Raw genomic sequence first — 24,710 nt, 5'->3', positions numbered from 1 at the left:
TGTTCCGCTCAAGCGTTAATGGGATATCTATGCAAAACGTCACCCCACTGCTGGCAAGAAAAGACAAAAGCGATCAAGATGAGGCTTCCTGGCCATTTCCCGGCGGGGTGGTTGGCTTCGCTTCATGGTGGGTAGCTCTCGCTACAACGTTTGTACTGTATGGTTCAAACACCCTGTTTTTCTTCCTTTACACCTGGCCGTTCTTCCTTGCACTGCTGCCGGTTTCCGTACTGGTAGGTATTGCGATCAGCGTGCTGCTGCGAGGGCATCTGATCTGGACTACGCTTGCAACGGTGATACTGGTTATTTGCCTGTTCTGGTTGCTGTTTAGTCAGTTAACCGGTTGGTGACCCTTACGTCTGATGTGGAAACGCATCGCAGCGTTACAAAACTTTTCGTTAACCCGAGCCAGAAATTACCTCTCTTTTGGTGTTTTTTGCCGTGTTTGCGCGGCTTAGTCTGAGAAAACAGCTTTATTTCACTGGCAGAGTGGAGTCGTAGTAAAAGTTATGGGATGATTGAGCGGTTTTTCAGGGGGCGGGGATGGGAAAACTTACGCTGCTGTTACTTGTTCTGTTGGGCTGGCTGCAATATTCGCTCTGGCTGGGCAAGAATGGCATACATGACTATACGCGCGTTAATGAGGATGTTGCGGTGCAGCAGACCAATAACGCCAAGCTTAAAGCGCGCAACGATCAGCTTTTTGCCGAAATCGACGATCTTAACGGCGGTTCGGAAGCGATCGAGGAACGCGCACGTAACGAGCTGGGGATGATCAAACCCGGTGAGATTTTTTATCGCCTTGTGCCGGATCAAAGCAAACGAAACGCGCAGCAAAGCCAACCAGCCAATTAGTAACGATAACCATGAACATCGCAGACTCCTGTCCGCACGTGATCGCCGTTGTGCCCGCAGCGGGGATCGGCAGCCGCATGCTGTCTGAGTGCCCCAAACAGTATCTTTCCATCGGTAACAAAACGATTCTTGAACACAGCCTGGATGCGCTGCTGGCGCACCCTGCGGTGACTAAAGCGATTGTGGCGCTTAGCCCTGATGATGTCCATTTTTCACGGCTGCCGGTGGCGAACGACCCGCGGATTATTCAGGTGGTAGGAGGAAGCCAGCGTGCCGACTCGGTACTGGCTGGCCTGAAGGCGGCTGAAAACGCGCAGTGGGTGCTGGTGCATGATGCTGCCCGCCCCTGCCTGCACCTCAACGACCTGACCCGCCTGCTGGAGCTGACCCAGCGCAGTGAGGTCGGCGGTATTCTTGCCGCACCGGTACGCGATACCATGAAGCGGGCAACCGGCGGTGCCGAAACCATTGCCCATACGGTTGAGCGAGAGGCCCTGTGGCACGCATTGACGCCCCAGCTGTTCCCGCTGGCTCTGCTGCGAAATTGTCTGGAGCGCGCCCTGCGTGAAGGTGCCAGCATCACCGATGAGGCTTCTGCCCTGGAGTATTGCGGCTATCATCCTGAACTTGTCAGCGGACGCAGTGATAATCTTAAAGTCACCCGGCCGGAAGATCTGGCGCTGGCCGAGTTTTATCTGACCCAAATTTATAATAAGGAGAACGCATAATGCGTATTGGTCACGGTTTTGATGTACACGCTTTTGGCGGCGAAGGCCCACTGATTATTGGCGGCGTGCGTATCCCTTATGAGAAAGGATTACTGGCCCATTCAGACGGCGACGTGGCGCTGCATGCGCTGACCGACGCGCTGCTGGGGGCGGCGGCGCTGGGTGATATCGGTAAACTGTTCCCGGACACCGACGCCGCCTATAAAGGTGCGGATAGCCGTGAACTGCTGCGCGAAGCGTGGCGTCAGATCGAGAAGAAAGGCTATCGTGTGGGCAACGTTGATGTCACGATTATTGCGCAGGCACCTAAAATGCTGCCGCACACGCCGCAGATGCGCATCAATATCGCCGAAGATCTGGGCATCCACATGGATGAGGTCAACGTGAAGGCCACCACCACCGAAAAGCTGGGTTTTACCGGTCGCGGTGAAGGCATCGCCTGTGAAGCCGTTGCGCTGCTGATTAAGGTCTGAAGATGGATTTAGCGAAGCAGAACTGGCTGTACGGTAAGCCGACCGCGGAGGGCGTGCTGAAAGCCACGGCGGAAGATTTCGTTGTGGTTGAGGATCTCGGCTACGTACCTGACGGCGATGGCGAACAGCTGCTGGTGCGCATCCGTAAAACCGGCTGTAACACCCGTTTCGTGGCCGAGGCGCTGGCGAAATTTGTCGGTATCCATCCGCGCGACGCCAGCTTTGCCGGCATGAAGGACCGCCACGCCGTCACCGAACAGTGGTTCTGCCTGAGGCTGCCGGGTAAAGATACGCCGGATATGCGCAAATTCGTGCTGGACGGTGTGGAGGTGCTGGAAAGCGCCCGCCATCGTCGCAAACTGCGTACAGGTGCGCTGCAGGGCAATGCCTTCCAACTGGTGCTGCGCCAGATTTCCGACCGTGATGCGGTAGAGCAGCGCCTGCAGCGGGTGGCTGTCGGCGGTGTACCCAACTATTTCGGCAGCCAGCGTTTTGGCCATAACGGTAACAACCTGCTTATGGCGCAGCGCTGGGCAGCAGATGAGATCCGCGTGCGTGAGCGTAACAAACGCAGTTTCCTGCTCTCGGCGGCGCGTAGCGCAATGTTTAATCAGGTGGTCAGCGATCGTCTGGCACAGCAGGGTACGCTGACGAAGGTGTTGAACGGCGATGCGCTGCAGCTGACCGGTCGCGGCAGTTGGTTTGTTGCCGGGAGTGAAGAACTCCCTGAACTACAGCAGCGAGTAAAAAACAACGCGTTGCGCATTACTGCCCCATTACCGGGTAAGGGGGAATGGGGGACGCGTGATGATGCGCTGGCTCTGGAGCAGGCTTTTCTCATGTCTGACAGTGCGTTAATTGCGCTGATCATACGTGAGAACGTTGATGCTGCCCGCCGTGCAATGCTGGTGATCCCACGTGATATGCGCTGGGGTTGGCAGGATGATGCCACGTTGGAAATGCAGTTCTGGCTTCCGACAGGTAGTTTTGCGACCAGTGTCGTGCGCGAAATATTGCTGCCACAGGGCAGTAACGAAGAGATTGACGAATAGTTATTCAAATCGCTCCAGTGACGGCTGCCCTTGTGGCAGCTTTTTTAGTTTTTTACGGCCCTGCTCCCTCCTAATCTGAATAAATTAGCTCTGGTTTGATATTTATTTCTAAATGACACGCATGATGGAAGTCATTCTGTGTGTTGTAATGTACCCGTTTTAGTTCCACCCACTTTTTGAGATAAACTATTAGCCGTGGTTTCTTCCTGTGTCGGGTTATTCAGGAATTCATGGGGCCGATCACTGCAATATTCCGTCAGCTAGCATTCTGTAATTTCCTGAGCTTCATTCAGCGTTCTGAACAGGTAAAATCTAATATCTCTGTTCGGTTAAAATATTCGATAAACGAATTCTGTGTGGCTTGTCCGGCTTGATAAATTCCAGCGGTCCGCCATAGTCTTCAATCTATTTTACCAGAGCCAGTGAGATCAGCTTCGGGCCATTATCCATCCGACTACTACCCACGATTTGCCCCTACTCTGTCCAGGACCCGAACGACACGCTGTGCGGAATGTCTCTATCGCCAGAACTTCTCAGTTAAAATCATCCATGACGTTGAAGGCCCGGGATTATCTGCTGCATACTGGCATATCATGCATAAAATCAATAATCTACCAGCTCTTGTTCAGGGCTTCTGGTATCGTCAACGAGACCGGATTGAGCACCGGCAGACGTAGCTCTCTCTTGTGACGAAAATTTCAGTTTCAGCAGACAATAAATCCGGTGTACTCGCTTATGGTTCCAGGTGTTTCCCTGCAGGTGCAGCACCTGAAACAGCTTTTTAAATTCGTATCGCGGATAGCGTTCAGCCGTATTGGTCAGCGCCAGTATTATCGGTTCATCACGTCGTGTATCGGGATGGTAAAAGTACACAGTCCTGCTCAGAATAACGTTGCGGACGACCACGTGAAGATGTTTTTGGTTCGTCGTACCCGCACCTGTCCCGGATAACCTGTTCATCCAGTCAGAATGTCAGTGAGCCTCGATGGATAGGCACATTGTTGTCGGTTTTCTAGTTGATAATTTTGAACTTTTTTTGCTGCGAAGTGCCAGGAATGTGGTTATTCTGATCCTGATTACGACCAACAGTTCGATCGATTCAACAACGCCACTGAGATTGGCAAATATCTGTTTGAGACGACGATTGTCGTCCTCAAGATCTTTCATCTTTTTGATATCAGAGGCCTTCATTCCGCCGTATTTTGCTTTCCAGTTGTAGTAGCTGGCTTCGGAAATACCGACTTCGCGGCAGATATCTTTGACGGTACATCCGGCTTCGACGGGCTTCAGAATTGCGATGATCTGGTGTTCGGTGAGTCGGGTTTTACGCATGGCGATCTCCTCAGGGAACATAATCAGTATGTCGGAAGATCTCTAAAAGTGAATGGTTCGATTTACCGGAATACTTACATATTTTATAGGGGAATTTATATTTACTCAGTTCGTACATTTATTTATCTGAAAAATAAAATTGTTATGTTTTGTTGTATTGTTTAATAGTTTTTTATTCTTAAGATATTAATTTTAAAACCTCACCGTTAGAGATATATTTTTAATTTTCTGTTTTTTATTATTTTACTTTATTGGATAAATTACTAGTGGTATATTTTTAATCGTGACAAAAAATGTCAATTGATGTCAATATGCTTATGGGGTTTACTCTCAAAAACTGAGTGGATAGTCCAGATTAAGTCGTTTCCACAATAAAAGGAATTTTGAAAAAAATGAACGTTAAAATTATTAATGCATTCATTGCAGCATCTCTTCTTTCAGCAGGATCAATGGCAATGGCTGATACGGTGTCAGCGCCAGGTGGCACCGTGCATTTCAAAGGACAGATTGTCAATGCAGCATGTGCAGTAAGTGCTGATTCGACCAATCAGACCGTAGATTTAGGTCAGTATCGTAGTGCCAGTTTTAAAGCAGTGGGTGATCGCTCAGGTATGGTTCCTTTTACTATCAAACTTCAGGATTGCGATACAACGGTATCAACAACTGCTGCTGTAGCATTTAACGGTGTTGCTGATGGAAAAGACAACACTGTGCTGGCTATTTCTAACCTCGGTGGAGGAAGTTCAGGCTCTGCGTCAGGTGTGGGTATTGAAATTTCTGATAGTAAAGGCAAGGTACTGTCACCAGATGGTGCAATGTACTCTACTGTTCAGACGCTGAATGATGGCAGCAACGTGCTTTCTTTTAATGCGCGTTATAAGTCAACATTAGCCACAGTGGCTCCTGGCCGTGCTGATGCGGATGCAACTTTTACAATGCAATATGAGTAACATGTTTTTTGTGATTTAACTTATTTTTTAGCTGTCATGGATGGTAGCTATTTCACAATTTTAGTGAGGTTATTTTGAAAACTACAGCGCTATTCTGTGCCGTTAGTTTTCTGGCATGCTCCAGCTCTTTTGCTGGTAGGCAGCATCCTGCTTTCATTGACCAGGGAATAGTTCATCTTCGTGGAGCCATAACGGATCAAGCCTGCAGCGTATCCTCAGGAAACGATGATTTTATCGTAAACATGGGCGAATTTCGTAGCAGTCAATTTAATGGCTTGGGTTCATATGCTCCCCCTGTGCTATTTGAAATAATTCTAAATGATTGTAGAAATGAGGTTAAGGAACAAGTCACTATTAATTTCCTCGGTGTTTCTGATGATAAGGATCCGCTGGTTTTTCAGGCTGGAAATAGGATAAATACGTCATCTGGTGCGGGTATGGCTATTTTTGACTCTGATGGAAAGATCATTCCTCCAAACGCATTACCGCGCCTATTCGCCTACAGAAATAGAGAGGATAAAAGGCTACGATTTGTTGTCCGTTACCGTGCTACATCTTATCAGGTCACCGCAGGTAATGCTGACTCATGGATCTGGCTGACATTATCTTATCAGTAAAACCGAAAAAAATTCGTTTTAACTCTGTCAGGTTAAATAATAATTTTCGATATTAATTGTTTCAGGAGCACTATTGTGTTGAGTGTTTTACATTTTCTTTGTCGTGTGCCCGTCAGTTTTACTTTGTTATTTTCAGCATTTTTTTCCATAAATGGATATGCCGGAGGAATTGCACTTGGCGCAACGCGTGTTATCTATCCTGCTGACTCGAAACAGGTTTCTTTGGCTATTACAAATAGTGACGAAAAGAATAAATTTCTTATCCAGTCTTGGATTGAGGATGATAATAACAAGAAAACAACTAGTTTTATTGTTACACCACCACTATTTTTAAGTAAGCCTAAGAATGAGAATACACTACGTATTATGTACGTTGGCCCGGCATTGCCTAAAGATCGTGAAACCGTTTTTTGGATAAATAGTAAAGCTATCCCTTCCTTAAATCGAGAAGAGATAGAAAATAAAAATGTATTACAGATTGCAATTATGTCACGTATTAAACTGTTTGTACGACCAGCAGGGTTGCCGTCTACACCTGCAGAAGCACCTTCGCAGTTAAAGTTTTCAAGGAAAGGCGATAGGATAAATATTGATAATCCATCACCTTATTACGTAACTATGATCAACATCCATATTGGGAGCGAAAAATTACCCAATATAATGGTTGAACCCAAAAGTAAAAAAGGGATAAAGATTCCTGCGTCTGCAAATGGTCCATTACGTTATCAAGCAATCAATGACTATGGTGCAAATACTGAATCAATTGTAGTTCCATTGTAATTAATCACGTTTTTTGTGTTGTATGTGATATTTACAGGATGTAGGTAAAAGTATGGTGCTATATTTAAAATAGAATCAGAGAATTATTCTATGCAACCATGTAATGCCATTCTAACAGATTTTCTGAAAAAAAATCACATAAATAATAGTATGTTATCTCTTGCAGTATATTCTGTTTTGGGAATTTTCATTTTATTGAGCCTTAATAATTTCGTAAAGGCAGAAGAATTTTTTAATCCATCTTTTCTGTCTGAAGATCATGATGCAGTAGCAGATCTGTCGCGTTTTGAAAAGGATGGTGGACAAGCTCCTGGAAACTATCGTGTTGATATTTATATTAATGAGAACTACGTATCAACACGAGATGTTACTTTTATCTCTCAACCAAAAAGAATATCTTCTGGAAAGATGCAGGAAAAAAATGTATCTGATGATACAGGATTGCAAGCTTGTTTTACTCTGGCGCAACTTGAAAAGTTAGGTTTTAATGGAAAAAGCATACCTTCATTGAAAGATATGCCGGCGACAGATTGCTATGATTTCGTGGACTCCATTCCACTGGCGACCAGCAAGTTTGATTTCGAAAAATTACGTCTTTATATTAGTATTCCACAGGCTAATATGAAAAGTAATATGCGTGGTTACATACCTCCTGAAGAGTGGGAAGAAGGTATCCCAGCATTGCTCGTCAACTATAATTTTACAGGAAGTAATGCTCGGAGTGATAAAGTACGTGGAACACCATCCAGTTATTTTCTTGGCCTTAATTTGGGTGGGAATCTGGGAGCATGGCGTTTGCGAAACTATTCTACCTGGAACTATAACAAACAAGGATATCGTACTACAACTGAATGGCAGAATATCAGTAAATTTATACAGCGGGCAATTATTCCACTTAAAAGTACGTTGAAAATTGGTGACGCTAATACTCCAGGCGATATATTCAATAGCCTTGGTTTTAGAGGTGTTCAGCTGGCATCTGATGATAATATGATGCCAGACAGCATGCGTGGTTTTGCTCCAATTGTCCGGGGAGTAGCTAACAGTAATGCTCAGGTTACGATAAAACAAAATGGTTATACTATCTATCAATCCTATGTATCTCCTGGTGCATTTGAAATTACTGATCTTTATGCAACCTCAAGCAGTGGTAACTTGCAGGTCTTTGTAAAAGAGGCGAATGGGACAGAAAATATATTTACCGTACCTTATTCAGCAGTGCCTATACTACAAAGGGAAGGGCGGCTTAAATATTCCCTGACGATGGGGAAGTATAGAAGCAATAATATATACCAGGAAAAGTTTTTTTTCGGGGAAGGTACATCTATTTGGGGCGGGCCGGGTGGAGTAACACTTTTTGGTGGAATGCAGATTGCTAATCGTTACCGTTCTTTTGTCGTTGGTTCAGGAGTGAATTTAGGGCAATGGGGTGCTGTTTCTGCAGACGTCACTCAAGCGAACAGTACGCTGGTCGATGATAGCCGCCATCAGGGGCAATCTTTACGTTTTCTGTATGCTAAATCACTGAATAAATTTGGTACTAACTTCCAGTTACTGGGATATCGTTATTCTACAGAAGGGTTTTATACACTGGATGAAACCAGTTACCGAGCAAAGAATGGTTATAATGCTAATTATTATGGTGGTCAAAAAGAAATAAATGAGCCATATTATGAAAGTTATTACAACCTCAGATATGCCAAAAAAGGTCGTGTCCAGGTAAACATCTCTCAGCAGGTGGGTGATTCGGGATCCATTTTTTTGACAGGGAGTCGGCAATCTTATTGGCATAATAATCGAACTAATGACTTGCTACAGGTCGGCTATAATGGCTTCTGGAACGACATCAGCTATAACCTGAGTTTAAGTTATAATAGAGAACCTGGTTTTGAGAATGCGGATAAACGCATGGCATTCACTATATCATTACCTCTCAGTAAGTGGATTTCCGGGGGAGGAAAAGGTTCGGATATTACCAAATCAAACAACAGTGCTTACGCTACTTACTCAGTTAACGCAGATTCTCATGGATATGCGACACAACAGGCAGGGATTAGTGGAACGTTATTGGATAGTAATAATCTGAATTATAACGTTCAGCAAGGCTATGGTAATCGCGGCAATAAGGCGAGTAGCAGTGCCGGAATGAACTATCAGGGACGCTATGGGAACAGTAATATAAGTTATAACTATAACCGGGATTACAGACAGATAAATTATGGTCTGAGTGGTGGTGTGGTAGCGCATGCCAATGGTATTACTCTGAGCCAGCCATTAGGGGATACAAACGTATTAATTAAGGCACCTGGCGCGAGCAATGTTGAACTGGAAAACACAACTGGGGTTAGCACTGACTGGCGGGGTTATGCCGTCATGCCTTACGCCACCGATTACCGTCTTAACAGAATTGCCCTGAATACCACTACGTTAAAAGATGATGCTGATTTGGATGATGCTGTTGTGAATGTTGTGCCAACCTGGGGGGCGCTATCCCTTGCAGAATTTACTGCCCGAGTTGGGAAAAAAAGTCTGATCACCCTTTCTCAGCCCAACGGAAAATTTGTACCATTTGGTGCCATAGCAATAGCAGATAATGGTAAGGGGCAAGGTATTGTAGGAGAGAACGGTCAGGTTTACTTATCTGGTCTTTTGCCTGAGGGTGATTTACAGGTCAAGTGGGGAAATGGAGAGAACCAAATATGCCAGGCGAAATATTATCTGCCGAAAGAAACTGATAGTAAACCAGTCGTTTTTATAAAATCAGTATGTAAATAGCTATTGATAACGTTTATTGGTAAATAAAATGAAAAATTATTTTTTATTTCTATTGCTGTTGATGAGTGGAGGGGTTAAAGCAATTTCGTGTAGTCAATATTGTGGGGGTACGATTACGACGACTATTTCAAAAAATTTTTCACAAGGGGAAAACAACGTTAATTACGAGGTGGGATTATCTGTTGTTTCTATCAATAATACGAAGGTGAATATGGATAGGGGAACAGCAAGTGAAGTATTCCAATATTTTTATGAATCCATGCCTGGATCAAATGAAATGGCGACTCAATGGTCATTTAGAAAAGCTGATGATTATATTTCTGTTGCGTTGCGGATTAAGGATCCTTGCTACCCCACTCCGATTTATGCACCTTTTAATATTGTTTCTCTTGTTGAGAATAGAAGCTGTAAACCTTATAGCTATGCGCAAAATATGACAGTGACAATGTCGCAAAGTTTTGAAAGTAGGATCCGTATTGATAAAAAATTGGTAAGTGGGAGTTATACAAAAAACATTCCAATAGGATATTGGAAACTCTGTCAGTTAACCGGCTGTGTAACATTAAAAAATGTGTATTTAAACTTAAATATTATCGTGAAAGAAAGTTGTGTGCTGAATGCTGGTCAAATCGTTGATATTGATTTTGGAAAAATACCTGTATCTGCATTCAGAAGGGCAGGGGAAAAGGCTGTGGGTGTCTCCCCAGCAGTTCGTACAATAAAAATTGTCTGTACGAGTATTGATCCCAGAACCCGGCTTTCCTTACGCGTACAAGCAGACAAAACATCCGGAAATGCCATTGTTTCTAATGATAATAATGTCGGATTTGTTGTTTCGGGCTCGGATGAGAAAGAATTAAAACCTAATGATATGTATAGCATTATTCCTTTTCCTCTTGGTGATAATAAAGAATCTGATGTGATTATTAAAGTGTTTCCGGTTAGTGTTACTGGCAACCTTCCAAAGGAAGGCGTTGTGACTTCAGCTGGATATTTGAGATTAGACTTTGATTAACAGGGGGGGCGATGAAAATTAATTTGCTAGCGTGTGGAACTGTTATTCCTATTCTGTTTTTTGTGTTTTTTATATCAAACACCAGGGCTGAACTGGGGGTAATCAATATAAAAATTAAAGCGACACTAGTTGCCGGTGGTTGTACTGTCAGTAGCGGTTCCCGGGAAGTGACGGTCAATATGGGAGAATGGGAGAAAAAATATTTTTCTGTCAAGCCTGAACGCGTACTCCCCGTGCCTTTTAGTATCCTTCTCACTAATTGCGGTACTATGAAGGAAGTGACAGTTACCTTTCGGGGCCTCGCAGATGCTATCGACCCTTCACTTCTGGCAATCAGCGGAGGAAATGCGGCAAAAAATATCGGCATTGCTATTCTCGATAAAAATAAGAAACGCATACCTCTCGGTCGCCCTACTGACATTTACAACGTTGCTGCTAATACTGAATCTATCACACTCAATTTTTATGGTCAGTATGTAGCAAATGGAAAGGGTAACGTGACTCCGGGCACGGCGAACGCGGATACAACCTTTACCATCGAGTATCCCTAACCTTAACGGTGCACAAGTGATGAAGTGAAATACAACCCCACATTCTGGCATTCTTTCATGTGCAGATTGGGGGAGGAGAAGCGATGATGGTTGTTGACCTTTTTGTGGCGCGCCTATCTACAAATACTGGAAGATGGTGCTTTTTCTCCACATTTTTATATTTAAATCAGGAGTATGACAATCCTGTTTTGAGTGGATTAAAGGCTTTGTTGAATAAATCAGAACTTTTTCTGACCCACAGGATCAGATCACTCTCGTTCTGACAGAACAGCGACATACCGTGGCAAATCAAAAGTTCAGGATTGCCAACTGGAAGGCTTACAAAAAGGCCCTTATCACTTTGAGGTGCTCTCACTTTCTGGGGGGATGAAACAGCAATCCCTGCCTGGTACTGCGAGGCAACATTGTCAGTGCGGGGTCGCCCGCACCATCATTCCGATATGACCATCACCACGGTAGTGATGCTGAAGCGTGTTTTCGGTATGGCCCTTCGGGGCTTCGTCGACGCCATTTTCGCACTGATGAAAGTGCCGTTAAATTGTCCTGATTACACCTGCATCAGCAGACGGGTAAAATCCGTGAATATCTCGTTTAAAACCCCAACGCGAGGTGAAATTGCGCACCCCGTTATCGATTCCATCGGCCTCAAAGCCTTTAGTGAAAGGGAGTGGAAGGTGAAAAAACACGGTCAGGAGAAACGGCGAATCTGGAAAAGTCTGCATCTGGCGGTAGACGCGAAAGCGCATGAAGTCATCTGTGCAGATCTGTCATTGAGCATTATCACCGATATGAAAGCCTTGCCAGGCCTTATTGGACCGACGCACCGTAAAGTCAAGGTGTTACCCTCCCTTCCCCCAAAAAAACGAAGCCCGCTACTGATCCGCAGACTACACAGACCGAAATCAAGCCGTGGTGAACCCGTGCCTTACGGGGGACAACACACGATGGAAAGACATGACTGGCTACCACCGATGTTCGGTAGCAGAAACAGCGATGTACCGGATAAAACAGTTGTTTAGTGGTTACATGACCTTGCGTAATTACGATGCGCAAGTGGCAGAGGCTATGGCGATGCTCCGTGCCCTGAACAAGATGACGCTCGCGGGTTTGCCAAAAAGTGTGCGTGTTGCCTGAGGTATATGCACATTCAAGGAGGGTTTATTGTCCAAATCTGCTTTGTTCAACAAAGCCTGGATTAATAGCAAAATTTAAGACAAATTTCAGATTTGGTTAGGCGGTATATCACCCCGTTAACATTTGGCTTTATTACTTCAATACATAATCGTTACAATACTTGCCTTGCTGCACGAACTTCATCACAATAAAGAAAATGTCACTTAGGCTTTTTGCTTAAAAAACATTAAAAATCAAATAACTAAATTTTAGTGTGACGATATGCAGTTTATTTTTATCATGAACAAAGTTTCTTAAAATTAAAAATGAAAATATTATTGAGTAACGATGACGGTATCCACGCGCCTGGCATTCAGGCACTGGCAAAGGCGCTGCGCCAGTTTGCTGAGGTTCAGGTTGTTGCTCCCGATCGTAATCGCAGCGGGGCGTCAAACTCGCTGACGCTGGAAACACCGCTGCGCACGTTTGACTATCCCAACGGCGATATTGCCGTGCAGATGGGAACGCCTACCGACTGTGTTTATCTGGGGGTAAATACCCTGATGCGCCCAAAGCCGGATATCGTGGTCTCCGGAATCAACGCCGGGCCAAACCTCGGTGACGATGTGATCTATTCCGGGACCGTTGCGGCGGCGATGGAAGGGCGTCATCTGGGGCTTCCCGCTTTGGCTGTGTCGCTGGACGGGCATCAGCATTATGAAACGGCGGCGGCGGTGACCTGCTCGATTCTGCGCGCACTGATGCAAGAACCGCTGCGGACCGGGCGCATTCTCAATATCAATGTTCCTGATTTGCCGCTGGAGCAGATAAAAGGTATCCGCGTGACGCGCTGCGGCAGTCGCCACCCCAGCGACAGGGCGATTCAGCAGCAGGACCCGCGCGGCAACACGATGTACTGGATTGGGCCTCCGGGTAACAAGCTTGACGCAGGCCCGGGTACCGACTTTGCAGCGGTTGATGAGGGATATGTGTCGGTGACTGCTCTTCATGTGGACTTAACCGCCCATGCGGCACAGGAGGTTGTATCTTCCTGGCTGTCACGCGTTGAGGTTGATCAACAATGGTAAGCGGCGGCCGGATCGATACGCTGCTTACACTACTGCGTAAGCAGGGCATTACCGATGAGCGATTGCTGCAGGCTATTGAAGATGTGCCGCGCGAACGCTTCGTTGATGAAGCCTTCGAACATAAAGCCTGGGACAATATGGCGCTGCCTATTGGTTCCGGGCAGACGATTTCGCAGCCGTATATGGTGGCCAGAATGACCGCGCTGCTGGAGCTGACTCCGCAGTCGCGCGTGCTGGAAATCGGTACCGGCTCCGGCTATCAGACGGCCATTCTGGCGCACCTGGTCGAGCATGTTTGCTCGGTAGAACGTATTAAAGGGTTGCAGTGGCAGGCCAAGCGCCGACTGAAGCAGCTCGACCTGCACAATGTTTCAACCCGCCACGGTGACGGCTGGCTTGGCTGGCGTTCCCGTGGGCCATTCGATGCCATTATCGTGACGGCCGCCCCGCCGGAAATACCGGATGCTTTACTGGCGCAGCTGGATGAGGGGGGTATTATGGTGCTGCCGGTTGGGGAAGAGCAGCAGGTTTTGCAGCGCATTCGCCGCCGGGGAGAGGAGTTTGTGGTTGAAACCATTGAGCCGGTTCGCTTTGTTCCCCTGGTGCAGGGCGATCTGGCCTGAAGTGAGCCGCTAATAAAGATTAATACAACTGGCATGGCACGTTGTGGTTGATATTGCTAGTATCTGAATAATTCGCGCGGGCTGACAGAAGATGCTGTAAACCATCAGCCCAGCCGCAGTTCTGTCTTTAATAAGCATTGCCGTAATGGGGGAAGAATGAGCACTGGAAGCCCGGTTTTTAAGTTGCGCCGTATTGCGGCCGTTTCATTGATAGGTTTTTGGCTGGCAGGTTGTTCCAGCGATAATACGCAGGCTCCCATCAGTTCAGTTGGCGGTAATGATTCAGGCATGCTGAGTAATTCAGGCGGCGGTGGCTTTACTCCCGCACGCCCGCAGTCGTCTTCAAATGGTGGAATGATTTCGTCCCCCTCACCGAACGTAGTGACGGAAAACGGGCGTATTGTTTATAACCGCAGTTATGGGAACATTCCGAAAGGTAGCTACAGCGGTGACAGCTATACCGTTAAGCGTGGCGATACTCTGTTCTATATTGCATGGATTACCGGCAATGATTTCCGAGATTTGGCGCAGCGCAATAATATCCCTGCCCCTTACGGGCTCAACGTTGGCCAGCAGATTCAGGTTGGAAACGGCGGCGGTACGCCGATCACCGGTGGCAATGCCATCACGGTTGCCGATGCGACTGCAGGTGGCGTAACGACTCCTCCTTCCAGTACACAAATGAAGCCAACACCTGTTGCACGGCAACCGGTTATTACGTATTCTGAGGATTCAGGTACTCCAAGTGGAGGCAAAATGCTGCCTTCATCCGGTACAACTGTTGCAACGACGACAGCGCCGGTTACCGCCCCGACCGTCAGCAGTACAACGGACAGCGCTACCCCAGTGGGAAGCTGGCGTTGGCCGACAGACGGTAAGATTATCGATAACTTCTCTGCTTCCGAAGGCGGCAATAAAGGTATTGACATCGCGGGTTCACGTGGTCAGTCCGTTGTATCCACCGCTTCAGGTAGGGTGGTCTATGCCGGGAATGCGCTGCGCGGTTACGGTAATCTGATAATCATCAAACATAATGATGACTACCTGAGTGCTTATGCCCATAACGACACTATGCTGGTCCGCGAACAACAAGAGGTTAAAGCTGGTCAGAAAATAGCCACCATGGGCAGTACTGGCACGAGTTCGGTTAGATTGCACTTTGAAATTCGTTACAAGGGGAAATCCGTAAACCCGTTGCGTTATTTACCGCAGCGATAACCGGCAGAACCTTGGTGTTCTGCCCTGGAATCACGGGTAGGAGCCGCTTATGAGCCAGAATACGCTGAAAGTTAATGAGTTAAATGAAGATGCGGAATTCGACGAAAACGGAGCTGAGGTTTTTGATGAGAAGGCTCTTGTCGGAAATGAACCTGGTGATAACGATTTAGCAGAAGAAGAACTGCTGTCGCAGGGAGCCACACAGCGTGTGCTCGACGCGACGCAGCTCTATCTTGGGGAGATCGGTTATTCCCCACTGTTAACGGCGGAAGAAGAAGTCTTCTTTGCCCGTCGGGCGCTTCGTGGCGACATTCCTTCACGTCGCCGAATGATTGAAAGCAACCTGCGTCTGGTGGTAAAAATCGCCCGTCGTTACAGCAATCGTGGTCTGGCGCTGCTGGATCTGATTGAAGAAGGTAACCTCGGTCTGATCCGTGCCGTAGAGAAGTTTGACCCGGAAAGAGGGTTCCGTTTCTCCACGTACGCCACCTGGTGGATTCGTCAGACGATTGAACGGGCGATCATGAATCAAACCCGTACCATCCGCTTGCCGATTCACATCGTGAAAGAGCTGAACGTTTATCTGCGCACCGCGCGAGAACTTTCCCATAAGCTCGATCATGAGCCGAGTGCGGAAGAGATTGCCGAGCAGTTAGATAAACCTGTTGATGACGTAAGCCGGATGCTGCGCCTCAACGAACGCATTACCTCAGTTGATACGCCGCTGGGCGGAGATTCTGAGAAAGCGCTGCTGGATATTCTGGCCGACGAGAAAGATAACGGTCCGGAAGACACCACGCAGGACGATGATATGAAGCAAAGCATCGTCAAATGGTTGTTCGAACTGAACGCCAAGCAGCGTGAAGTGCTGGCACGTCGTTTCGGCCTGTTGGGCTATGAAGCGGCGACGCTGGAAGATGTGGGTCGCGAAATTGGTCTGACCCGCGAGCGTGTACGTCAGATTCAGGTTGAAGGTCTGCGTCGTCTGCGTGAGATTCTGCAGGCACAGGGACTGAATATCGAAGCACTGTTCCGCGAATAATCGCGAAACTGCCTGACTGAGTTAATGCGAAAAGCGACGATCCTGGATCGTCGCTTTTTTATTGCCATTTTTTCAGCTATAACCGTTTTGCAACGACCAGACTGCCGCCTCAACCCGCGATTTCATCTGTAGTTTCTTCAGCAAATGTTTGACGTGTACCTTCACCGTACTTTCACTGATGCACAGGCGACGCGCGATCAATTTATTACTCATTCCCATTGCAATCAGTTTGAGGATATCGCGCTCGCGCGCGGTAAGCTGTTCAATATCCGGCAATTCTTTTGGCCGCTGCTGGCGCAGACTGGCGGCAAGAAGCGGTGGAAGCGTTTCGCTCAGCACCATCTCTCCTGCAGCGGCGCGATGGAGTGAATTCAACAATGCTTCAGGCTCCATGTCCTTCAGCAGATAGCCATCGGCACCCCGCTTGAGCGCGCGCACCACATCATCTTCATAATCCGAAACGCTAAATACCACGATGCGGCCGCGGGCGTCTATCGCACGCAGTTGTTCCAGCGTTTCCAGACCATTCATTCCTGGCATATGCAGATCCAGCAGGATCAGATCGTAGTCATTTTTTTCCGCCAGCAGCACACCTTCCGCACCATTACCCGCTTCGCCAATCACCTTCAGACGATCGTCCATGCCGATCAGTTGTTTCAGTCCGGTACGAATCATAGGGTGATCGTCAATCAGCAGAACGGTCGCGGGAGCAGGGTTTTTAGTCATCCATTATTCCGGGGGGTTAGTTGCGTAAAACAACTGAATATACAGTAGTTGGTACTATTGTCTTTCATTGAAGAAAGAATACCCATACCTCTTTTGGGGTAATACTTAATATCTTGATTATATGATAACTATAGTTAATTACTTCAAATTTTTAATAACCATATGATTTTATTATTTTTATTTTTTATCAATCCTACCCCTCTTTGGAGGTAAGGCTACGTCTTAGCGAGTAGCCACCTGCAGGCTCGTTGATATACGTCAATTCGATCAGAGGCATTACTACTCAGGATGGTGCCATCATTAACAACACCACTGAGAAGAATATGTCCCAATCATCCCCTTCACCAGGAAAGAAAAATAGCGCAGTTATCGAGAACTGGCAGCCTGAAGACGCCCAATTTTGGGCCGCTACGGGAAAGCGGATTGCCAGCCGGAATCTGTGGATCTCAGTTTTTTGTCTGATGCTGGCCTTCTGCGTCTGGATGCTGTTTAGCGCCGTTGCAGTGAACCTCAACAAAGTTGGCTTCAACTTCACCACTGACCAGCTTTTTCTGCTGACCGCATTGCCTTCAGTCTCTGGCGCTATTCTGCGCGTGCCGTACTCTTTTGTTATCCCTATTTTTGGTGGTCGTCGCTGGACAACGTTTAGCACCTGTTTTTTGCTGCTCCCCTGCATCTGGCTGGGTTTTGCGGTACAGAATCCCGAAACGCCGTTTGCCATTTTTGTGATCATTTCTCTGCTCTGCGGTTTTGCCGGCGCTAACTTTGCGTCAAGCATGGGAAACATCAGCTTCTTCTTCCCGAAATCAATGCAGGGCGGTGCACTGGGTATCAACGGTGGGCTGGGTAATCTCGGCGTCAGTGTTATGCAACTGCTGGCCCCGCTGGCCATTTCACTGGCTATCTTTGGTTTTTTCAACGGCGGTGGCTCAACTGGTAACAGCGGTATCTGGCTGGAGAACGCGGCGTGGATTTGGGTGCCGTTGCTGATTATTGCCACGGTTGCGGCATGGTTCGGTATGAACGACCTGGCAGCAGCGAAATCATCGCTGAGCGAGCAACTGCCGGTATTGAAACGCGGCCATTTGTGGATGCTCTCGCTGCTCTATCTGGCCGCATTCGGTTCTTTCATCGGTTTTTCTGCTGGTTTTGCCATGTTATCCAAAACCCAGTTCCCCGATGTCGCCATCATGAAATATGCCTTCTTCGGCCCGTTTATCGGCGCACTGGCGCGTTCCGCGGGTGGGATTATCTCTGACCGTCTGGGCGGCGTTCGCGTCTCGCTGTTTACCTTCATCCTGATGGCGATATTCACCGGCCTGTTGTTCCTGACGTTGCCAACTGCAACCAGTTCAGGATCGTTTATCGCCTTCTACGGCGTCTTTATGGTGCTGTTCTTCGCCGCCGGATTAGGTAGCGGATCGACCTTCCAGATGATCGCCGTGGTCTTCCGCAAACTGACTGTCGATCGTGTCAAAGCCGCAGGTGGTAGCGATGAAACCGCGCAGCGCGAAGCGGTGACCGAGACCAGCGCCGCGTTGGGCTTTATCTCTGCCATTGGGGCACTGGGTGGATTCTTTATCCCACAAACCTTCGGCATTTCGCTGAGTATGAGCGGATCGCCAGCGGGTGCAATGAAAGTATTTTTAGTGTTTTACCTGGTGTGTATCGCGATTACCTGGCTGGTTTACGGCCGTAAAAAAAATAACTAAGCGCGATAAAAAATAATTCCTTCTTGGAGCATGTCGTATGAGCAAATTTCTGGATCGTTTACGCTATTTCAAACAGCTGGGGGAACCCTTCTCCGGCGATCACGGGCAAACCCTGAACACTAACCGTGACTGGGAGGATGGCTATCGCAGCCGCTGGCAGCATGACAAAATCGTTCGCTCTACCCACGGTGTGAACTGTACCGGTTCGTGCAGCTGGAAAATCTATGTAAAAAATGGCCTGGTCACCTGGGAAACCCAACAAACTGACTATCCGCGCACCCGTCCGGACTTGCCAAACCATGAGCCTCGCGGCTGTCCCCGCGGAGCCAGTTATTCCTGGTACTTATACAGCGCTAACCGCCTGAAGTACCCCCTGATGCGCAAGAGTCTGATTACGCTATGGCGCAAAGCGAAAGCCCGCCATACCGATCCGGTACTGGCGTGGCAATCGATCGTGGAAGATGCCGAACAGGCCACCAGCTATAAAGCAGCGCGCGGTCGCGGTGGTTTCGTGCGTTCAAGCTGGCAGGAGGTCAATGAGCTGATTGCTGCGGCTAACGTCTATACCGCGAAAACCTTCGGGCCTGACCGTATTATTGGCTTCTCCCCGATTCCGGCAATGTCGATGGTTTCCTACGCCTCGGGTTCGCGCTACCTGTCGTTAATTGGTGGTACCTGCCTGAGCTTCTATGACTGGTACTGCGATCTGCCGCCAGCATCGCCAATGACCTGGGGCGAGCAAACCGACGTTCCCGAGTCCGCTGACTGGTATAACTCTTCTTATATTATGGCGTGGGGCAGCAACGTTCCGCAGACCCGTACCCCGGATGCGCACTTCTTTACTGAAGTTCGATACAAAGGTACCAAAACCGTCGCCATAACGCCGGACTATGCCGAAATCGCCAAGCTCTGCGATCAGTGGCTGGCACCTAAACAGGGCACAGACAGCGCACTGGCGATGGCGATGGGCCACGTGATGCTGACCGAATTCCACCAGCAGCGCCAGGTGGAATACTTCCGTAACTACGTGCGTACCTACACCGATATGCCGATGCTGGTGATGTTGGAGCCGCGCGACGGAGGCTACTACGCTGCCGGACGCATGCTGCGAGCCAGCGATCTGGTTGATGGTCTGGGGCAAGAAAACAACCCACAGTGGAAAACCATCGCCATCAACGAAACCAACGGTGAACTGGTAGCACCGCAGGGTTCCATTGGCTATCGCTGGGGCGAGAAGGGGAAATGGAACCTTGAACAGCGCGAAGGTAAGGATCAGCATGAAGTTGAGCTGCAGCTGAGCCTGCTGGACAAGCACGATGAAATTGTGGACGTTGGCTTCCCTTACTTTGGCGGTACCGAAGTTCAGGACTTCAACACCGTCGCGCTGGATGAAATCCTGCTGCATAAACTGCCGGTAAAACGTCTGCAGCTGGCGGATGGCAGCACCGCGCTGGTGACCAGCGTCTACGACCTGACGCTGGCGAACTACGGCGTTGAGCGCGGCATGAATGATGTTAACTGCGCTGCAAATTATGATGAGGTGAAAGCCTACAGCCCGGCATGGGCTGAGCAGATCACCGGCGTGCCGCGTCAGAATACGATTCGCATTGCGCGTGAGTTTGCCGAAACCGCTGAAAAAACGCGTGGACGCTCCATGATTATCGTCGGTGCCGGTCTGAACCACTGGTATCACATGGATATGAACTATCGCGGCCTGATCAATATGCTGATCTTCTGCGGCTGCGTAGGTCAGAGCGGCGGCGGCTGGGCACACTATGTCGGCCAGGAAAAACTTCGCCCACAAACTGGCTGGCTGCCGCTGGCCTTTGGCCTGGACTGGCAGCGTCCACCGCGTCATATGAACGGCACCTCGTTTTTCTACAATCACTCAAGCCAGTGGCGCTATGAGAGCCTGCAAACCGACGAACTGCTGTCACCGCTGGCGGATAAATCTCGCTACACCGGCAGCCTGATCGACTTTAACGTGCGTTCTGAACGTATGGGCTGGCTGCCGTCGGCACCGCAGCTGAACGTTAACCCGCTGCATCTGGCGGCAAAAGCAAAAGCGGCAGGCGTTTCCCCGGTAGATTACACCGTAGCCGGTTTGAAAGACGGTTCCGTGCGTTTTGCAGCCGAGCAGCCTGACGATCCGCAGAACTTCCCGCGTAACCTGTTCGTCTGGCGTTCTAACCTGCTGGGCTCATCCGGTAAGGGCCATGAGTATCTGCTGAAATACCTGCTGGGTACCGACAGCGGCGTGCTGGGTGAAGACCTGGGGGAAATGGGTGCGGCCAAGCCGGAAGAAGTGGAATGGCGCGACAATCCTGGCAAGGGCAAGCTTGACCTGGTTGTGACCCTCGATTTCCGTATGTCGAGCACCTGCCTCTACTCCGATATCGTGCTGCCAACCGCAACCTGGTATGAAAAAGACGATATGAATACCTCGGACATGCATCCGTTTATTCATCCGCTGTCTGCCGCCGTCGATCCGGCCTGGGAATCCCGTAGCGACTGGGAAATCTACAAGGGTATTGCGAAGTGCTTCTCGGAGCTTTGCGTCGGCCATTTGGGGGTTGAAACCGATGTGGTCACGCTGCCGATGCAGCATGACTCCGCTGCCGAGCTGGCACAGCCGTTGGGCGTGCAGGACTGGCATAAAGGCGAATGCGATCTGATTCCGGGTAAAACTGCGCCGCATCTGATGGTGGTGGAGCGTGACTATCCATCAACCTATGAGCGCTTTACCTCACTGGGACCTCTGCTCGATAAGCTGGGCAACGGCGGTAAGGGCATCAGCTGGAATACTCAGACCGAGGTCGATTTCCTCAAAAAGCTTAACTACGTTAAGGCCGATGGTCCGGCAGCGGGTCGTCCTAATATCGATAGCGCCATTGATGCAGCCGAGGTCATTCTGTCGCTGGCACCGGAAACTAACGGTCAGGTTGCGGTCAAGGCCTGGCAGGCGCTGGGTGAATTCACCGGGCGCGATCATACCCATCTGGCGCTGAATAAAGAGGATGAAAAAATCCGCTTCCGCGATATTCAGGCACAGCCGCGCAAAATTATCTCCAGCCCGACCTGGTCCGGACTGGAAGATGAGCATGTGTCCTATAACGCTGGTTATACCAACGTTCACGAACTGATCCCATGGCGTACGCTGACCGGTCGTCAGCAGCTGTATCAGGATCACCAGTGGATGCGTGATTTTGGTGAAAGCCTGCTGGTCTACCGTCCGCCGATTGATACGCGCAGCGTGCAGCCGCTGATGAACCGCAAGCCTAACGGCAACCCGGAGCTGGCGCTGAACTTCATCACGCCGCACCAGAAGTGGGGTATTCACTCAACCTACAGTGAAAACCTGCTGATGCTGACGCTGTCGCGCGGTGGCCCGATTGTCTGGCTAAGCGAGGACGATGCGAAGCAGTTAGGCATTGAAGATAACGACTGGATTGAGGCCTTTAACGCCAACGGTGCGCTGACGGCCAGAGCCGTGGTCAGCCAGCGTGTGCCTGCGGGTATGACCATGATGTACCACGCTCAGGAACGTCTTGTGAATATTCCCGGTGCGGAAACCACCCAGCAGCGCGGGGGAATTCATAACTCGGTAACGCGCGTCTGCCCGAAACCGACGCATATGATTGGCGGTTATGCACAGCAGTCCTACGGCTTTAACTATTACGGCACCGTCGGTTCCAACCGCGATGAGTTCGTTATTGTAAGAAAAATGAATAATATTAACTGGTTAGATGGTGAAGGCAACGACGATCGCCAGGGAAGCCAGCAGGAGGTCGCTAAATGAAAATTCGCTCACAGGTTGGGATGGTATTGAATCTCGACAAATGCATTGGCTGCCACACCTGCTCAGTGACCTGTAAAAGCGTCTGGACCAGCCGCGAAGGGATGGAGTACGCCTGGTTCAACAACGTAGAAAGCAAACCGGGCGTGGGCTTCCCTCATGCCTGGGAAGATCAGGAAAAGTGGAAGGGCGGCTGGATACGCAAAATTAACGGCAAGCTGGAACCGCGCATGGGCAGTCGCGTTGGCGTGCTGTCGAAAATCTTTGCCAACCCGCACGTACCTGAGCTGGATGACTACTACGAGCCGTTTGATTTCGACTATCAGCATTTGCATAACGCACCGGCCGGTAAACACCAGCCGATCGCCCGTCCGCGCTCGCTGATTACCGGCGAGCGGATGAAAAAAATTGAGAATGGCCCTAACTGGGAAGAAATTCTCGGCGGCGAATTCAGCAAACGTTCGAAAGATGCCAACTTTGCGCATATCCAGAAGGAGATGTACGGCCAGTTCGAAAACACCTTCATGATGTATCTGCCGCGCCTCTGCGAACACTGCCTGAATCCGGCGTGCGTGGCGACCTGTCCAAGCGGTGCTATCTACAAGCGCGGCGAAGATGGCATCGTGCTGATCGATCAGGATAAGTGTCGCGGCTGGCGCATGTGCCTGACCGGTTGTCCTTACAAGAAAATCTACTTTAACTGGAAAAGCGGCAAGTCGGAAAAATGTATTTTCTGCTATCCGCGCATCGAGTCCGGTGCGCCGACTGTGTGTTCAGAAACCTGCGTGGGCCGTATCCGTTATCTCGGCGTACTGCTGTATGACGCCGATCGTATTGAGCAGGCCGCCTCGGTGGAGAATGAAAAAGATCTCTATCAGAGTCAGCTGGATGTTTTCCTCGATCCGAACGATCCGGCGGTCATTGAACAGGCACTGAAAGATGGTGTACCGCAGAGTGTGATCGACGCGGCACAGCGTTCACCGGTGTACAAAATGGCGATGGACTGGAAGCTGGCGCTGCCGCTGCACCCTGAATATCGCACGTTGCCGATGGTATGGTACGTGCCGCCGCTGTCGCCAATTCAGTCAGTTGCTGATGCGGGACAGCTGGGCCATAACGGCGTACTGCCGGATGTGGAAAGCCTGCGTATTCCTGTGCAGTACCTCGCTAACCTGTTAACGGCTGGCGATACTGCACCGGTACTGCTGGCGTTGAAACGCATGCTGGCGATGCGTCACTACAAGCGTGCCGAAACCGTTGACGGCGTTCATGACATCAGCGCGCTGGAGCAGGTGGGACTGACCGAGGCACAGGCGCAGGAGATGTATCGCTATCTGGCGATCGCCAACTACGAAGATCGCTTCGTGATCCCATCCAGCCATCGCGAGCAGGCGCGTGAAGCCTTCCCTGAAAGTAAGGGCTGTGGCTTTAGCTTCGGCGACGGCTGCCACGGCAGTGACGTGAAATTTAATTTGTTTAACAGTCGCCGCATCGATGCGATTGACGTGTCGATCAAAACTAAGCGGGAGGAAGATGCATCATGATTGCGATACGTCTTATCGCCCGCCTGCTGGATTATCCGGAGCAGGAACTCTTCGAGCATCAGGAAGAGCTGCTGGCAGCCCTACAGGAAGCGGACGAACTCAGCGACGAGCAAAAAGCGATGCTGGCGGAATTTATCCGGCACAGTGCAAAGCGGCCGTTATTGGATCTGCAATCCGACTACTGTGAGCTGTTCGATCGCGGCCGTGCGACCTCGCTGCTGCTGTTTGAACATGTACACGGTGAATCACGCGATCGCGGACAGGCTATGGTCGATCTGTTGGATCAGTACCGTGCCGACGGCCTGGAGTTGGATGCCCGCGAACTGCCGGATCATCTGCCGCTTTATCTGGAATATCTTGCGCAGGGTGGGCTTGCCCGCGTTCGTCGGGGTTTACAGGATGTTGCGCCTATTCTTGCCCTGCTGGGTGCGCGTCTGGAACAGCGTGGCAGTCCTTATGCTGAGCTATTCCCTCTGTTGCTGGACCTGTCCGGCAGCATCGCCAGTCCTGAGTTGCTGCAGTCGCAGGTTGCGGGTGAAACACGGGACGATACACCACAGGCGCTTGATGCGGTGTGGGAAGAGGAACAGGTGTCCTTTATTGCCCGTATGAATCCGCAGGGGGAAGGCTGTACGGCCACACATCAGCGCCGTTTCGCGGGGGCCGTAACTCCGCAGTATCTCGACGTTTCGACACTCAGCCAGGTAAGGGGAGAGTAGG

General features: G+C 49.5%; 20 protein-coding genes and 2 pseudogenes. 20 read left to right on the top strand and 2 right to left on the bottom strand.

Annotated elements, in window-relative coordinates:
* The first annotated feature begins 29 nt into the window (after nucleotides 1-29).
* The 5 genes from AC07U6_RS07315 to truD all read left to right on the top strand — a co-directional run bounded on the left by AC07U6_RS07315 (nucleotide 30) and on the right by truD (nucleotide 3,108).
* Complete coding sequence (locus AC07U6_RS07315) at nucleotides 30-350, top strand: DUF3561 family protein (RefSeq protein WP_205066085.1); 321 nt, start codon at nucleotides 30-32, stop codon at nucleotides 348-350.
* 193 nt (nucleotides 351-543) lie between these two features.
* Nucleotides 544-855 (top strand): cell division protein FtsB, encoded by a 312-nt coding sequence (ftsB, locus tag AC07U6_RS07310; RefSeq protein ID WP_494763637.1) that lies wholly within the window; start codon nucleotides 544-546, stop codon nucleotides 853-855.
* 11 nt (nucleotides 856-866) lie between these two features.
* Nucleotides 867-1,583, top strand: coding sequence for a 2-C-methyl-D-erythritol 4-phosphate cytidylyltransferase (ispD, locus tag AC07U6_RS07305; protein WP_494763636.1), 717 nt, complete (start codon nucleotides 867-869; stop codon nucleotides 1,581-1,583).
* Nucleotides 1,583-2,056 carry a 2-C-methyl-D-erythritol 2,4-cyclodiphosphate synthase gene (gene ispF / locus AC07U6_RS07300; RefSeq protein ID WP_123330897.1) on the top strand — a complete coding sequence of 158 codons (474 nt, stop codon included), beginning with the start codon at nucleotides 1,583-1,585 and terminating at the stop codon, nucleotides 2,054-2,056. The genes ispD and ispF overlap by 1 nt, the downstream gene beginning before the upstream one ends.
* 2 nt (nucleotides 2,057-2,058) lie before the next feature.
* Complete coding sequence (gene truD, locus AC07U6_RS07295; RefSeq protein WP_494763635.1) at nucleotides 2,059-3,108, top strand: tRNA pseudouridine(13) synthase TruD; 1,050 nt, start codon at nucleotides 2,059-2,061, stop codon at nucleotides 3,106-3,108.
* Between the two features lie 159 nt (nucleotides 3,109-3,267).
* Here truD and AC07U6_RS07290 read toward each other — a convergent pair.
* Nucleotides 3,268-4,440 (bottom strand): annotated as a pseudogene (locus AC07U6_RS07290) (transposase).
* Between the two features lie 392 nt (nucleotides 4,441-4,832).
* Between AC07U6_RS07290 and fimA the strand changes: the two are divergent.
* From fimA to rpoS, 11 genes and pseudogenes are all read left to right on the top strand, one after another.
* Nucleotides 4,833-5,390 carry a type 1 fimbrial major subunit FimA gene (gene fimA / locus AC07U6_RS07285; protein WP_494763634.1) on the top strand — a complete coding sequence of 186 codons (558 nt, stop codon included), beginning with the start codon at nucleotides 4,833-4,835 and terminating at the stop codon, nucleotides 5,388-5,390.
* Nucleotides 5,391-5,464: 74 nt separating this feature from the next.
* Nucleotides 5,465-6,007: a fimbrial protein gene (locus AC07U6_RS07280; protein WP_494763633.1), complete on the top strand. Its 543-nt coding sequence runs from the start codon at nucleotides 5,465-5,467 to the stop codon at nucleotides 6,005-6,007.
* A 75-nt stretch (nucleotides 6,008-6,082) separates the two neighbouring features.
* Nucleotides 6,083-6,787: a fimbria/pilus periplasmic chaperone gene (locus AC07U6_RS07275; RefSeq protein ID WP_494763632.1), complete on the top strand. Its 705-nt coding sequence runs from the start codon at nucleotides 6,083-6,085 to the stop codon at nucleotides 6,785-6,787.
* A gap of 123 nt (nucleotides 6,788-6,910) precedes the next feature.
* Nucleotides 6,911-9,562, top strand: coding sequence for a fimbrial biogenesis usher protein (locus tag AC07U6_RS07270; RefSeq protein ID WP_494764539.1), 2,652 nt, complete (start codon nucleotides 6,911-6,913; stop codon nucleotides 9,560-9,562).
* Nucleotides 9,563-9,590: 28 nt separating this feature from the next.
* Complete coding sequence (locus tag AC07U6_RS07265) at nucleotides 9,591-10,577, top strand: fimbrial protein (RefSeq protein ID WP_494763631.1); 987 nt, start codon at nucleotides 9,591-9,593, stop codon at nucleotides 10,575-10,577.
* Nucleotides 10,578-10,588: 11 nt separating this feature from the next.
* Complete coding sequence (locus AC07U6_RS07260) at nucleotides 10,589-11,128, top strand: fimbrial protein (RefSeq protein ID WP_494763630.1); 540 nt, start codon at nucleotides 10,589-10,591, stop codon at nucleotides 11,126-11,128.
* A gap of 280 nt (nucleotides 11,129-11,408) precedes the next feature.
* Nucleotides 11,409-12,262: pseudogene (locus AC07U6_RS07255) on the top strand (IS5 family transposase).
* Nucleotides 12,263-12,567: 305 nt separating this feature from the next.
* The gene (surE, locus tag AC07U6_RS07250) at nucleotides 12,568-13,329 is read left to right on the top strand and encodes a 5'/3'-nucleotidase SurE (protein WP_494763629.1); all 762 of its coding nucleotides are present in this window, start codon (nucleotides 12,568-12,570) and stop codon (nucleotides 13,327-13,329) included.
* The gene (locus tag AC07U6_RS07245) at nucleotides 13,323-13,952 is read left to right on the top strand and encodes a protein-L-isoaspartate(D-aspartate) O-methyltransferase (protein WP_494763628.1); all 630 of its coding nucleotides are present in this window, start codon (nucleotides 13,323-13,325) and stop codon (nucleotides 13,950-13,952) included. The genes surE and AC07U6_RS07245 overlap by 7 nt, the downstream gene beginning before the upstream one ends.
* A gap of 156 nt (nucleotides 13,953-14,108) precedes the next feature.
* A complete protein-coding gene (gene nlpD, locus AC07U6_RS07240; RefSeq protein ID WP_494763627.1) occupies nucleotides 14,109-15,170 on the top strand; it encodes a murein hydrolase activator NlpD in 1,062 nt (353 codons plus the stop codon).
* A gap of 49 nt (nucleotides 15,171-15,219) precedes the next feature.
* The gene (gene rpoS / locus AC07U6_RS07235) at nucleotides 15,220-16,212 is read left to right on the top strand and encodes an RNA polymerase sigma factor RpoS (RefSeq protein WP_105593956.1); all 993 of its coding nucleotides are present in this window, start codon (nucleotides 15,220-15,222) and stop codon (nucleotides 16,210-16,212) included.
* Between the two features lie 72 nt (nucleotides 16,213-16,284).
* On the opposite strand, the gene narL is transcribed toward rpoS, so the two are convergent.
* Nucleotides 16,285-16,938, bottom strand: coding sequence for a two-component system response regulator NarL (gene narL / locus AC07U6_RS07230; protein ID WP_494763626.1), 654 nt, complete (start codon nucleotides 16,936-16,938; stop codon nucleotides 16,285-16,287).
* A gap of 323 nt (nucleotides 16,939-17,261) precedes the next feature.
* Here narL and AC07U6_RS07225 point away from each other — a divergent pair, with 323 nt between their 5' ends.
* From AC07U6_RS07225 to narJ, 4 genes are read left to right on the top strand one after another with little or no spacing between them, the layout of a single operon-like run.
* Nucleotides 17,262-18,650, top strand: a complete 1,389-nt coding sequence (locus AC07U6_RS07225) for a NarK family nitrate/nitrite MFS transporter (protein WP_494763625.1) — start codon at nucleotides 17,262-17,264, stop codon at nucleotides 18,648-18,650.
* Nucleotides 18,651-18,687: 37 nt separating this feature from the next.
* Nucleotides 18,688-22,449, top strand: a complete 3,762-nt coding sequence (locus AC07U6_RS07220; protein ID WP_494763624.1) for a nitrate reductase subunit alpha — start codon at nucleotides 18,688-18,690, stop codon at nucleotides 22,447-22,449.
* Entirely contained in the window at nucleotides 22,446-23,990 is a 1,545-nt protein-coding gene (gene narH / locus AC07U6_RS07215) for a nitrate reductase subunit beta (RefSeq protein ID WP_494763623.1), read from the top strand. Before AC07U6_RS07220 ends, narH begins: the two co-directional genes overlap by 4 nt.
* Complete coding sequence (gene narJ, locus AC07U6_RS07210) at nucleotides 23,987-24,709, top strand: nitrate reductase molybdenum cofactor assembly chaperone (protein ID WP_494763622.1); 723 nt, start codon at nucleotides 23,987-23,989, stop codon at nucleotides 24,707-24,709. Before narH ends, narJ begins: the two co-directional genes overlap by 4 nt.
* Nucleotide 24,710 lies beyond the last annotated feature (1 nt).

The sequence above is a fragment of the Erwinia sp. GW821-FHT03D09 genome (genome assembly GCF_059420805.1).
The sequence above is the reverse complement of the archived record's forward strand: the minus strand, read 5'-3'. Positions and strand labels throughout refer to the sequence as shown.